This is a genomic window from Tenacibaculum sp. (assembly GCF_050290165.1).
GTDB lineage: Bacteria > Bacteroidota > Bacteroidia > Flavobacteriales > Flavobacteriaceae > Polaribacter.
Map to the genome: position 1 here is coordinate 191,025 of NZ_JBNKHD010000004.1, position 11,699 is coordinate 202,723.

At 30.8% G+C, this 11,699-nt stretch carries 13 protein-coding genes; 4 read left to right on the forward strand and 9 right to left on the reverse strand.

What is annotated here, in order from left to right:
* Window positions 1–918, forward strand: coding sequence for a PorP/SprF family type IX secretion system membrane protein (locus tag ACQY6M_RS05950; protein ID WP_428741325.1), 918 nt, complete (start codon window positions 1–3; stop codon window positions 916–918).
* 17 nt (window positions 919–935) lie between these two features.
* Here ACQY6M_RS05950 and ACQY6M_RS05955 read toward each other — a convergent pair whose 3' ends face one another.
* Both ACQY6M_RS05955 and ACQY6M_RS05960 read right to left on the reverse strand, forming a co-directional pair.
* Window positions 936–1,745 carry a DNA/RNA non-specific endonuclease gene (locus ACQY6M_RS05955; RefSeq protein ID WP_428744930.1) on the reverse strand — a complete coding sequence of 270 codons (810 nt, stop codon included), beginning with the start codon at window positions 1,743–1,745 and terminating at the stop codon, window positions 936–938.
* Window position 1,746: 1 nt separating this feature from the next.
* Complete coding sequence (locus ACQY6M_RS05960; protein ID WP_428741323.1) at window positions 1,747–2,190, reverse strand: acyl-CoA thioesterase; 444 nt, start codon at window positions 2,188–2,190, stop codon at window positions 1,747–1,749.
* A gap of 116 nt (window positions 2,191–2,306) precedes the next feature.
* On the opposite strand from ACQY6M_RS05960, the gene ACQY6M_RS05965 reads away from it, so the two are divergent.
* The gene (locus tag ACQY6M_RS05965) at window positions 2,307–3,983 is read left to right on the forward strand and encodes a tetratricopeptide repeat protein (protein WP_428741322.1); all 1,677 of its coding nucleotides are present in this window, start codon (window positions 2,307–2,309) and stop codon (window positions 3,981–3,983) included.
* A gap of 40 nt (window positions 3,984–4,023) precedes the next feature.
* Here the strand turns inward: ACQY6M_RS05965 and ACQY6M_RS05970 are convergent, their stop codons facing one another.
* Window positions 4,024–4,179 carry a hypothetical protein gene (locus tag ACQY6M_RS05970; RefSeq protein WP_428741321.1) on the reverse strand — a complete coding sequence of 52 codons (156 nt, stop codon included), beginning with the start codon at window positions 4,177–4,179 and terminating at the stop codon, window positions 4,024–4,026.
* A gap of 284 nt (window positions 4,180–4,463) precedes the next feature.
* Between ACQY6M_RS05970 and ACQY6M_RS05975 the strand changes: the two genes are divergently transcribed.
* The gene (locus ACQY6M_RS05975) at window positions 4,464–5,633 is read left to right on the forward strand and encodes a T9SS type A sorting domain-containing protein (protein ID WP_428741320.1); all 1,170 of its coding nucleotides are present in this window, start codon (window positions 4,464–4,466) and stop codon (window positions 5,631–5,633) included.
* An 84-nt stretch (window positions 5,634–5,717) separates the two neighbouring features.
* Here the strand turns inward: ACQY6M_RS05975 and ACQY6M_RS05980 are convergent, their stop codons facing one another.
* From ACQY6M_RS05980 to ACQY6M_RS05990, 3 genes are read right to left on the reverse strand one after another with little or no spacing between them, the layout of a single operon-like run.
* A complete protein-coding gene (locus tag ACQY6M_RS05980; RefSeq protein WP_428741319.1) occupies window positions 5,718–6,785 on the reverse strand; it encodes an ABC transporter permease in 1,068 nt (355 codons plus the stop codon).
* Window positions 6,775–8,043 (reverse strand): mechanosensitive ion channel family protein, encoded by a 1,269-nt coding sequence (locus tag ACQY6M_RS05985; protein WP_428741318.1) that lies wholly within the window; start codon window positions 8,041–8,043, stop codon window positions 6,775–6,777. Before ACQY6M_RS05985 ends, ACQY6M_RS05980 begins: the two co-directional genes overlap by 11 nt.
* Before the next feature lie 15 nt (window positions 8,044–8,058).
* Window positions 8,059–8,748, reverse strand: coding sequence for a queuosine precursor transporter (locus ACQY6M_RS05990; RefSeq protein ID WP_428741317.1), 690 nt, complete (start codon window positions 8,746–8,748; stop codon window positions 8,059–8,061).
* A gap of 65 nt (window positions 8,749–8,813) precedes the next feature.
* Between ACQY6M_RS05990 and fabD the strand changes: the two genes are divergently transcribed.
* Window positions 8,814–9,701: an ACP S-malonyltransferase gene (gene fabD / locus ACQY6M_RS05995; protein ID WP_428741316.1), complete on the forward strand. Its 888-nt coding sequence runs from the start codon at window positions 8,814–8,816 to the stop codon at window positions 9,699–9,701.
* Window positions 9,702–9,756: 55 nt separating this feature from the next.
* On the opposite strand, the gene ACQY6M_RS06000 is transcribed toward fabD, so the two are convergent.
* Genes ACQY6M_RS06000 through ACQY6M_RS06010 form a run of 3 tightly spaced genes read right to left on the reverse strand, consistent with a single transcriptional unit; the run spans window position 9,757 to window position 11,654 of the window.
* The gene (locus ACQY6M_RS06000) at window positions 9,757–10,170 is read right to left on the reverse strand and encodes an MFS transporter (protein ID WP_428741315.1); all 414 of its coding nucleotides are present in this window, start codon (window positions 10,168–10,170) and stop codon (window positions 9,757–9,759) included.
* A gap of 22 nt (window positions 10,171–10,192) precedes the next feature.
* A complete protein-coding gene (locus ACQY6M_RS06005) occupies window positions 10,193–10,525 on the reverse strand; it encodes a hypothetical protein (protein WP_428741314.1) in 333 nt (110 codons plus the stop codon).
* Between the two features lies 1 nt (window position 10,526).
* The gene (locus ACQY6M_RS06010) at window positions 10,527–11,654 is read right to left on the reverse strand and encodes a DegT/DnrJ/EryC1/StrS family aminotransferase (RefSeq protein WP_428741313.1); all 1,128 of its coding nucleotides are present in this window, start codon (window positions 11,652–11,654) and stop codon (window positions 10,527–10,529) included.
* Window positions 11,655–11,699: the final 45 nt, after the last annotated feature.

Below are 11,699 nucleotides of genomic sequence, written 5' to 3' on the forward strand. Positions count from 1 at the left end.
ATGAAAGAGATGAGAAACTATATTTTACTATTTATTTTTATAATGGTATTTCAGAATAATTGGGGACAACAAACAGCTTTGTATCCAGAGTATAATTACAATCCGTTTATTATAAACTCTGCTTATACAGGAATGTCTGATGGAGCAGAAATCACACTTAGTAATTACGGGTATATAAATAGTATTGAAGGAAGCCCCAAAACATTGTCTTTAAGTTTTCATACTCCCATAGCTAGAAGGAAAATGGGGTTGGGTGGAGCTATTATAAGAGATAAAATAGGTGTAAGTACTTATACAAATGCATATGCCGCGTACTCGTATAAAATATTTTTTGATACTGAGGTTGATAGACCTTATTGGCAGCATTATAATGAACATGTAATATCGTTTGGTCTAACAGCAGGAGTTCAGCAGTTTCATGAGAACCTGTTAGAGCTAGGTATTACAGATGACGTAGAGTTTTCTGAAAACATGAATGTAACTGTACCAACTGTAGGTATTGGATTTTTGTATAACCATGCAGATTTTTATGCAGGGGTTTCGTTACCAAATCTTTTAGGAGACAAATTAGCATCTAGAGACGATTTAGATATATCAAACCCTGTTTATGGTTATTTCGGATATCGTTTTTTTACCAATCGATTTGAGGAAGTAATAATTAAACCTAGTGCTTTTTTAAAATATGAGGGAGGTGCACCAATGCAAGTTGATTTAAATATAGCTGTTAACTATAAAAATAAATTCGAAATAGGTACTGGTTACCGAAGTAGTTCCTCAATTAATTTTTTAGCAGGTATTTATGCTCTAAAAAACTTAAAACTTGTGTACTTCTATAATGCAGGATTTAGTGATTCTGTTTTAGGAAATAGTCATGGTATTGTTCTTTCATATGTTTTTGAGAAAAAACGTAGATATTAAAGAGAAATTCAGGAAAGTTACCTAAAACTCCAGTTTTTATAATCAGTTGAAGCTTCTAATTGGTTTTCTAAATTATCAGGTAATTCCGGAAAAAAATCGATGCCTGTTTTTTGCTCTAATTCATCAATAGAAACTACAAATTCATATAAAGGTTTGTTACTATCTTTATGGGGAACTAAAAAGGCAATAGCTTTAATTTCAGGTTGTGTGTAATCTAGTAATACTTTGTAAAAATAATTAGGTACACTTACTTTTTCTTTTCCTATGGTTTTTAAATTTGACTCTAAAATGCCACCAGTAACGACATATAAATGATTGTATTTTTTAGTCCAGTAACGAGTTTTTTGCTCTAGCTTATTCCAAATTCCTGCATTAAACTCATGGTTTTGAGGAGAGATATTTGAGGTGTAAAATGTTTCATCATGAGCTTTTTGAGAAGCTCGTCTGTCACCTGCAGGACATAAATGACCTTTGTCATAACCTGATTTTTTATAATTTCTCCAATCTGCAGATTTTGTTTTTACCTTAGGATCTTCAATAAAAAAAGGACGTTTGTAATTAGTGTATACAATATCACTTTTATCTAAAGAATAGGCAACCCATTCTGCCTGCTCATGTTGTTCGCTATATGATAACTGATATCCGTTATGTTTAACAATGTTCCCAGTAGTTGAGGTAGGTAGGTAATTAAAACTGTTAGACTTACTGTTTGCTGTTTCTGTTGTTGACGAAGGTTGGTTATTAGTGTTTTCATTTTGTTGTAACCAATAACCAGCAACCAAGGCTATAATTGTAATAACTAATTTGACTTTCCTAGAAGTACTCATATTAATTATTTAAAGGAATTTCTTTAAAGTCTTCAGTTTTTTCTGCCTTTTTAAAAATTTCTTGAAACTTAACAGGAGGAGTAGCTAATTTACGTTTGGTTAAATCTAACCATGCACCATAAACAGAGATAACCGCAGACAATTTACCAGCACCATTAAATACTTCATGCTGTATTTTCCAGCGTTCTCCTTTACTAGATAAATCAGTAACTTTTAAGTTTACCGTTATATCTTCACCCATATGTATTTCTCGTAAAAACTTGGTATTTTCTTCAAATAATATAGGGCCTATATTTTCTTTTGTAAAATCTTGGATGGTAACATCGTGTTTTTTAAAATAACGAAGCCTAACTTCAGCTGCATAATCATTATAGGCTGTGTGTCGCATATGTATATTGGCATCAAAATCTGCCCATCGAGTAGTAAAACTTACTGTAAAATTCATAATAAAAAAGTAAAAAATGTAATTTAGAATCTTTAAAAAAAGATTCGGGGTTTATGCAAATGTAAAAACATTACTAGCCATTCTCCAAAATTACATTTTATAAAATTTAGAATTAAATGTTACAAGTTTTACCAATTAAAAACTTCTTGATTTTGTTAGTAGGATTGTTAAGTTTAGTCCATGTAGATCAAGCAATCACGAAACAAGAAAATATCCGTAAAGCTATTTTTAAACAGCTTGAAAAGACGGAAGAATATGGCTTGAATAAAAGATTTGATAGTTCAAGAGTTTATTTGGAAAAAGCGAGTATAATAGCAAATGAAAGTAAGGAAAAGGAGTTTGTTATTTATGTTAATTTATTTAAATCAAAGCTGGCATATTGGGAAGCAAATACAGAGGAAGCTCTCGAAGAGTTAAAAAAAATAATCAGCACAAAAAATCTTAGTGATAGTATTATTACTGATGCCTATTTACTTTATGGAGAAATTTATCTGTATAAAAAAGACTATCCAAAAGCATTAATATATCATATAAAAGCAGAAGATAAGTTAGAAAAACCTTTGCCTCTGGTTACGAAAAGAGATACAGGTAGATTGTATCAAGGATATAATAGAATAGGATTTATTCACGATAAATTAAATAATATCAAAAAAGCAAAAGAATATTATGGGAAAGCTTTACCGTATGTTCCAGACAGTAATGCAAGAAGTTATATGCTTTATAAGATAGCAAATTTGTTTAAAAATGATAAAGAACCCTCACAAGCGTTAAAGTATACTATAGAAGCAACTGCAATAGCCGCTAAAAATAAATGGCAGTTAATGCTGCCTACATATTATTCGAATTTAAGTAGTTATTATATTCAAAAACAAAAAGGAGATACAGCTATTTATTATGCAAAAAAAGGGTTAGAAAATAATACGTATTGCCGTTTAAACTGGTTAAATAGCAATTTAGGAAAAGCATATTGGATAAAAAAGGAATATGATAAAGCTATAACCTATTTTAATAAGGCTTTAAGATATACAACGGCAGATGAAACTATGGAAGTTCACCATAATTTAAGAGAGTTGTATGCGGAGGTAGGAAAATATAAACAAGCTATGGAACATAACACTATTTATCTTAAATTAAAAGATTCCATAGATAACTTAAAGGTAAAGCAGGAGGTATATGAAATTACCGAGAAGTATGAATCAGACAAAAAAGAGTTGAAAATTGCCTTATTAAAGAAAAAAGAAGAGAATAATAGTTTGCTAATAAGAAAACAGAAAGGGAAAATATGGTTGTTTGGAGTGTTACTAGTATCGCTGTTAATTATAACAGGAATAGTTATTTATTTTTATAAAGAGGAGGAGAAAAAAAAGCATCTACTTTATATTAAAAATAGAGAATTAATACAATCCATAAGTAGTGAGTCTAAAAAGAAAAATGAAATAATAATTGAAGAAGAAAAAGAAGAAGAAATAAAAAAGGCGATATCAAATTTAATTGAAAAAGAATTTTATTTAGAAAAAGATATTACGCTTGCTAAAACCGCAAAATTAATCAATACAAATACGTCGTATCTTTCTAAAGTCATCAATGAAAATTACCAAAAATCATTTTCTAATTTTATCAATGATCTTAGAATTTCTTTTATGCTAAAAAAGCTAGAAACAACATTTGAGTATAGAAAATTAACAATAGAGCATTTGGCAGATATAGCAGGATTCACATCCAGTAATGTTTTTTATAGATCGTTTAAAAAGTATACAGGGCTTACTCCTTCATATTATATAAAGAAATTATAGAACACAAAAAAGCGAACCGGAGTTCGCTAATTAATTGTAGTTACATTGGCATAGGAACACACACGCAATTCTCATCAAATTCATAACCATCATCACAAGGGTAAGGGATAAAACGACATTGAATTATTCCTCCATTAATAGATTGTTGTTCTTGTTTGTTCAAAGTTGAACCTAAATTTGAAATGTTCTTTAACATGAATTTTAATTTAAAAATTTGTCAAATTAAGGGATAAATAAATCAGCAAAAAAACATAAACCCGTAATAAAAGTGAGGCTATCCCTTACTTAACTAAAATTAACAAATAGCTGTGTTTCCAATAGCTGCAAGACAGGAGTTTTATTTTAAAGGAGAATGTGTGACTAATATCTTACGATTTATAAATTGTAAGATATGTGTTTTCGTATTTAGGTGATTTCTAGATAGTTTTGAGTCGTTTCAATATTGAATAATTTTTAACTATTAATTTAAAACGATTTAAAATGAGAAAGTTTTACACATTAATTTTACTTGTATTTAGTATTTATGGATACTCACAAGATTTAGTTTTAAAAGAACAAAGCTATCACACAGTATCTACAATTTTAAACTCACCAACAATTGATATTGATGATGCATTAGCTATTGATTCCGAAGGAAATTTATATGGATCTAATTTTGGAAACTATAGCGGGACATCGGTATACAAGATTACTCCTAATAATGAAGTAAGTGTTTTTATTACAGGGTTAAAAAGTCCTAACGGATTAGCTTTTGATTCTAATGATAATCTTTTTGTTGTTGAGTTTTTAGGAGGTGCAATTCACAAGTACGATAAAAATGGTAATTTACTTAAAAGTTATAATGTCGGAGGGTATCCGTCGGGGTTGGTAAAAGATTTTTATAGTGATGCTATGATCTTTACCAATTCATTAGATAGTAGTGTAAATAAATTATTACAAGATGGTTCTGTAATAACTCTACATCAAGGAGCACCTTTATTATACCCAGTAGGTTTAACCTTTGATAGGGATGGAAAGCTGTTTATTGGAAATTATGTAGGAAGACAGATTTATAGTTTAAGTACTGAAGGGAATTTAGAATATGTAGCTACAGTACCAGACTCTGGAACAGATTTTCCATACTTGGCATTTATAACGTATGCAAATGGACGTCTTTTTGCAACGATATATGGAGAACATAAAATATACAAAGTACATCCAAATAAAATTGATAGTGTAGAGGTTTATTCAGGTAGTGTTTATGGAGGGAGCGATGGCTATGTTTCTGATGCAACTTATGCATATCCAGCAGGAATTATAGCTAGTAAATCAGGAAAAGAAATGTATGTTTCTGAGTATGGCGGTGGCAATGTAAGAAAAATAACAAGAGGGGGAATGAATGATGAAGTAAATGAAAAAATATCAATGAGTTTATCTCCAAATCCAGTTGCAGAACGATTAAAGATAAAAGCAGAAATTCCTAATAAAGGAAATGTAAATATTAAAGTGGTTAACCTTTATGGGAAAATGGTTTTTGAAAGCAAAGATTTTATAGAAAACAAATCATTTACAAAAGAAATAAACTTGAAAGGACTTCCCGTAGGAGTTTATAATGTACTGTTATTTGATGACCAAAATAAAATTTCAAAAAAGATAATAGTAAGAAAATAGTTACTGCTGTTTTGTAACAAATAAAAATTCAATAGCTACTGTTGTATCAAGATAAAACCGTTTAGATGTTTATTCTAGACGGTTTTAAGCTTTTACATCCAAAGCATCACGAAGTGTATTCCCAATTAGCATAAAAGCCATCACTAAACTCATAATTGCTAAACCTGGAATGAGAGCTAAAAATGGTTTTCCCAAAATGATATAGTTATAGTGATTTTTAATCATAGCCCCCCAAGAAGGAGTAGGTGGTTGTGCTCCAATTCCTAAGAAACTTAATCCGCTTTCAATAAGAATTGCTGCTGCAAAATTAGCTGCAGATATTACAATAATAGGAGCTAAAATATTAGGCAAAATATGCTTAAAAATAATTCTGAAATCTGAAAAACCCAAGGCTTTGGCAGCTTCCACATATTGTTGTTGTTTGGTAGTAATAACTTGACCTCGTACCACACGAGCTACTTCAACCCACATAGTTAATCCCACAGCAATAAATACCTGCCAAAAACCTTTACCAAGGGCAAGGGTAATGGCAATTACCAATAATAATGTCGGAATTGACCAAGTTATGTTGATAATCCACATAATAAAATCATCTATTTTTCCTCCAAAATATCCAGCAATAGCTCCGATAGGTATCCCGATAAGGAGTGAAATAAAAACAGCAATAAAACCAATGAAAAATGAAATTCTAGCTCCAATTAACAACCTACTTAACAAATCACGTCCGTATTTATCAGTACCTAAATAAAATGTTTTTTGTTGAATATACTTTTCATAAGAATCAGGAAACTCCTTAGGTAATCCATCCGCATACTTGATAACTTCCAATTGATTGTTTTCAACTGAAAAGGATGTAATAGGTATTTCTGTTGAAGTGTTTTGTTTTCCCTTCATAAAAACAGAAAACCAAGTTTGTTGATTGTTGTTTTCTACAGGAATGCTAAGCATTTGTACTGAAAACCCTGGAGGTTTTGAGTGAATTTCCAAATGCATTTGATTTGCAGAGTTACTATTGTCTGGAGCTAAAACATAACAGAATACAGCAACAAATCCACAAAAGATAATAAACCAAAAACTTAACATTCCTGTTTTACTACGTTTAAACTTTTGTATGGCTATTTGCCATAAAGATGTACTGGGATTAGTATTCACTTGCTTTTGTTTCTTTCAGGTTAGCAATATCAATGCTCGATGGATTTTGAAAAACTTCCAAATCAAAATATTTAACAGAAGCTAAAATATGATCAAAAATATTAGCCATAACTCGTTCGTATTCCGTCCATACTTTTTCTCTACTAAAAGCGTAAATTTCTAGTGGAATTCCATTAGGGGTAGGTTCTAACTGACGAGACATCAAAAGCATATCTTGATTTATTTTAGGGTGATTTTGGATATAATGATCTAAATAAATTCTAAAAGTCCCAAAATTAGTCAGGTTTCTACCGTTTATTAGTACAGATTTGTCTACGTTGTGCTTTTTGTTATATGCGTTTACCTCCTCACTACTTTTGGTTATATACTCAGAAATCAATTCAATTTTTTTAAATCGTTCTATATCTTCATCTGTGAGAAAACGAATGCTACTTATTTTTATTAAAACAGCTCTTTTTATGCGTCTACCACCAGAAATGTTCATCGTTCTCCAGTTTCTAAAAGAGTCTGATGTTAAATAATACGTAGGGATACTAGAAATAGTATTGTCAAAATTTCTAATAATAACAGAAGTAAGATTTATTTCAACAACATCACCATCGGCACCATATTTTTCCATAGTTATCCAGTCTCCAATTCTAACAGTGTCGTTAACTGCTACTTGAATACTTGACACAAAACCAAGAATGGTATCTTTAAAAATAAGTAATAAAACTGCAGAAAAAGCACCTAGAGCAGTTAAAAACTTAATAAGAGGTTTACCAGTTAATACAGAAAATGAAGATATGGTAGCTATAATCCATAGTATTACCATAAAAATCTGGACATAGCTTTCTAAAGGCTTGTCTTTAAAAGCTGGGGTTGTGCGTAAAAAATCTTTAGTTGTTGATAAAATACTATGAATAAACCATATGATAGCAAAAATAATGGCTATCGTAGTTATACGTTCAGCATAAGTAAATAGATTAGGGAAATCAACAAGTATTTCTTTTAAAAGATTATAAACGATGATAAGAATAACAACTCTAGATAAGTTTAAAAAAGTTTTGTTTTTAATAAGCAAATCATCAAAACTAGTAGATGTTTTTGCTGCCATTTTATGAAGAGTCTTTCTACCTATATACCTAAACAGTTTAAATAATAAATAACCTAATAGAACAAAAACAATTAGGTTTGCTAATAGATTCAAATGAATAGCTAACGCTTCAGAAAGTGAAAGTTGATCTTTAAATATTCGGTAAAAAAACTTGTTAAGCATAAAATAAATATTCAATTATAATTCTACTATTTCTTCGCCCATTTTTAAACTGAATTTTTTTCTAAACCAAAATACAGCAGCATAGAGTACAGGAGTATCCATAGCCGCGATTATTACTTTAAATAAAAACCCACTAATAAGTAAGCTTCCAAAAATATTCCAAGGAAGTATCTTAAAAAAGCACAATAAAAATAGTACTGTAAAAGTATCTATAAATTGAGATAAAAAGGTAGAAAAGTTATTGCGTAACCATAAATGTTTTCCTTTGGTTAAATCCTTCCAAAAATGAAAAATACGAATATCTATAAATTGGGCTGCTAAGTAAGCTAACATAGAGGCTAATACCGCTAAAGGTGATAAGCTAAAAACCTTAGAAAATATTGAGTTGTCTACAGGAGAATTTTGGATAGCAGGAGCATAGTCTGCAATTAATATGATAAACATTGAAAAAAAAGAAGCAAAAATACCTGCAATAACTACTTGATTAGCTTTTCGTTTTCCATAAATTTCAGATAGAAGATCTGTAATTAAAAAAGTAATAGGATAGGGAAGTATACCAACCGATATTTCAAAACGATATAAATTAAAAGGGTTCCAATAAAAAAACTTCTGAAATATTAAGTTAGAAGTTACTAAAGAAGCAATAAATAATGAAGCCAAAATTAAGTATATAAGTCGGGCTTCCGATTTTTGTTGTACAGTCATAAAACGAAGATAGTAATTTTAAAAGTTGTATGTTTGCAGGGTTAAACAAACAACAAAATAAAAAAATGAAAGCGTATATTTTTCCAGGTCAAGGAGCACAATTTACAGGAATGGGGTTAGATTTATATGAGAACTCTCCTATAGCTCAAGAACTTTTTGAAAAAGCAAATAATATATTAGGATTTAGTATTACCGATGTAATGTTTGAAGGTACTGCTGAAGAATTAAAACAAACTAAAGTAACACAACCAGCTATCTTTTTACACTCGGTAATATTAGCGAAAGTTTTAGGTGATGATTTCAAACCAGAAATGGTTGCAGGTCATTCATTAGGTGAATTATCAGCATTAGTTGCAAACGGAGTGTTATCTTTTGAAGATGGATTAAAGTTAGTTTCTAAACGTGCATTAGCAATGCAAAAAGCTTGCGAAATTCAACCGTCTACCATGGCAGCGGTATTAGGTTTAGAAGATAATGTTGTAGAGGATACTTGTGCAGAAATTGATGGAGTAGTAGTAGCAGCAAATTATAACTGTCCAGGACAATTAGTAATTTCAGGAGAAGTTGAAGCAGTAGAAAAAGCGTGTGCAGCGTTAACAGAAAAAGGAGCTAAGAGAGCATTGGTATTACCAGTTGGAGGAGCATTTCACTCACCTATGATGGAGCCTGCACGTGAAGAATTAGCAGCAGCCATTGAAGAAACTACATTTAGTGAACCTATTTGTCCAGTATATCAAAATGTAGTGGCAAAAGCTGTAACAAATCCTGCAGAGATTAAAGAAAACTTAATAGCGCAGTTAACAGCACCAGTAAAGTGGACACAATGCGTACAAGCAATGATTGCAGATGGAGGTACTGAGTTTGTTGAGGTAGGTCCTGGGAAAGTATTACAAGGATTAATGCGTAAGATTGATAGAAACGTAGCAGCTAGTGGAGCTAGTTTTGAGGCATAATCAAATCGATTTATATAAAAAGTAAAAAGCGAACTCATTTGAGTTCGCTTTTTTGTTATTGTAATTCAGAATCTTTAATTCCTAAAGTCTGTAAAATTTGAGATTCTTTGGGAGCCAAAAGAATCAAATAAATTAATAAAATTACTCCTAGTAATAAAAAATCTGGTTTTAATACCATAATAGCAAAACAAGCTCCTTCTAAAATAGCCCATCGTACGATAGATGCACTTTGGTAAACTGCAAATTTTTCTTCTATAGGAGCATCCTTCTGTATTTTTTGCAACATGTTTTTAAACATAAAGTTACCAAATACATAGGCGATGGCAGGAATAAATGCATATAGTAGCGATGAGTTATCAATAACCATATTAAAAATGGTTGCAAAGTCACCCAAAATTGTATATCCTAAAGTTACCCCACCAACCATTGCTAGATGAATAATTTTTAATGTTTTAATTTTTTGATTCATAATTAAAGAGTTGTTTTCATTATTATTGTCTGAAATTTGAAATGGAGTTGTACTTTTTAACACCTTTTTTTTCAATATGAATTTCTCTTTCTATCTTTTCTATTTCTTTTTTCTTTTTTGAAATTATCCAATAATAACTGATTAGTAATATAATAAATAATAGAACACCAGATTGAATTACCGCAGTTGAATAATCCATGACTTCAATCATTGGAGGTTTACCTCCTTTTCTTGGTAAATAAGGATCAACAAAAGAAAAAGCAAGCACAAAAAGTATAGACAATGGAATGTTTAAAGTATAAACCTTCCTTAAGGCTATTTGTTTCTTTTTTAACTCGTTTTCTTTTTCTGTCATTTTACCCTAAAAAATCGTTGATTGTCTTAGTAATAAAAGCTAATTGTTCTTCATCTAATTCTGTATGCATAGGCAACGAAATTACTTCATCAATCAATTGATTGGTAATCGTAAAATCAGCTTCGTTGTATCTGTCATCTTGATATGCTTTTTGAGCATGTAACGGAACAGGATAGTAGATGGCATTTGGAATACCGTTGTCTAATAAATATTGATGTAATTCATCACGTTTTCCGTTGGTAATTCTCAATGTATATTGATGGAAAACATGCGTAGTAAAATCGCTAATGGTTGGCGTAATGATATTCGGATTATTAGCAAAAGCATTTGAATAATATTCCGCAGCTTTTCTACGAGCATCACAATAGCTATCTAATAAAGGTAGTTTCGCTTTTAACACTGCTGCTTGAATAGAGTCTAAACGTGAGTTTACTCCAACTACATCATGGTAATAACGTTTATACATTCCGTGGTTTACCATTCCGCGAAGCGTGTGTGCTAACTCATCATCGTTTGTGAAAATAGCACCACCATCACCATAGCATCCTAAATTTTTAGAAGGGAAGAAAGAAGTGGTTCCTACATTACCCATCGTACCTGCTTTCTTTTTAGTTCCGTCAGCAAAAGTGTAATCAGCACCAATAGCTTGTGCATTATCTTCGATTACAAATAAGTTATGTGTTGCGGCAACTTCAAGCACAGCTTCCATATTTGCACATTGTCCAAATAAATGTACAGGAACAATTGCTTTAGTTTTTGGAGTAATTGCCTTTTTTAAAGCTTCAATATCAATATTAAACGTGTCAGGTTCGACGTCAACCAAAACAGGAGTCAGTTTTAATAAACCAATTACTTCTACAGTAGCAGCAAATGTAAAATCAGCAGTAATTACTTCATCACCTGGTTCTAAACCTAAGCCCATCATTGCGATTTGTAAAGCATCAGTACCATTAGCACATGGAATTACGTGTTTAACACCTAAATATTTTTCTAAATCTGCTTGAAACTCATGAACATAAGGTCCGTTGATATACGCTGAAGAGTTTAAAACTTCTTGAATAGAAGCATCAACCGTATCTTTTATTTTTTGATATTGACTTTGTAAGTCAACCATTTGGATTTTTCTCATTAGACATGATTTTATAGGTGTCAAAAATACAAACAATCTTTTATT

What these genes read in the sequence shown, in the direction of transcription:
- ACQY6M_RS05950 (WP_428741325.1), top strand. Translation starts at nt 1, where the DNA reads ATGAAAGAGATGAGAAACTATATTTTACTATTTATTTTTATAATGGTA.
- ACQY6M_RS05955 (WP_428744930.1), bottom strand. Translation starts at nt 1,745, where the DNA reads ATGAGTACTTCTAGGAAAGTCAAATTAGTTATTACAATTATAGCCTTG.
- ACQY6M_RS05960 (WP_428741323.1), bottom strand. Translation starts at nt 2,190, where the DNA reads ATGAATTTTACAGTAAGTTTTACTACTCGATGGGCAGATTTTGATGCC.
- ACQY6M_RS05965 (WP_428741322.1), top strand. Translation starts at nt 2,307, where the DNA reads ATGTTACAAGTTTTACCAATTAAAAACTTCTTGATTTTGTTAGTAGGA.
- ACQY6M_RS05970 (WP_428741321.1), bottom strand. Translation starts at nt 4,179, where the DNA reads ATGTTAAAGAACATTTCAAATTTAGGTTCAACTTTGAACAAACAAGAA.
- ACQY6M_RS05975 (WP_428741320.1), top strand. Translation starts at nt 4,464, where the DNA reads ATGAGAAAGTTTTACACATTAATTTTACTTGTATTTAGTATTTATGGA.
- ACQY6M_RS05985 (WP_428741318.1), bottom strand. Translation starts at nt 8,043, where the DNA reads ATGCTTAACAAGTTTTTTTACCGAATATTTAAAGATCAACTTTCACTT.
- ACQY6M_RS05990 (WP_428741317.1), bottom strand. Translation starts at nt 8,748, where the DNA reads ATGACTGTACAACAAAAATCGGAAGCCCGACTTATATACTTAATTTTG.
- fabD (WP_428741316.1), top strand. Translation starts at nt 8,814, where the DNA reads ATGAAAGCGTATATTTTTCCAGGTCAAGGAGCACAATTTACAGGAATG.
- ACQY6M_RS06000 (WP_428741315.1), bottom strand. Translation starts at nt 10,170, where the DNA reads ATGAATCAAAAAATTAAAACATTAAAAATTATTCATCTAGCAATGGTT.
- ACQY6M_RS06005 (WP_428741314.1), bottom strand. Translation starts at nt 10,525, where the DNA reads ATGACAGAAAAAGAAAACGAGTTAAAAAAGAAACAAATAGCCTTAAGG.
- ACQY6M_RS06010 (WP_428741313.1), bottom strand. Translation starts at nt 11,654, where the DNA reads ATGAGAAAAATCCAAATGGTTGACTTACAAAGTCAATATCAAAAAATA.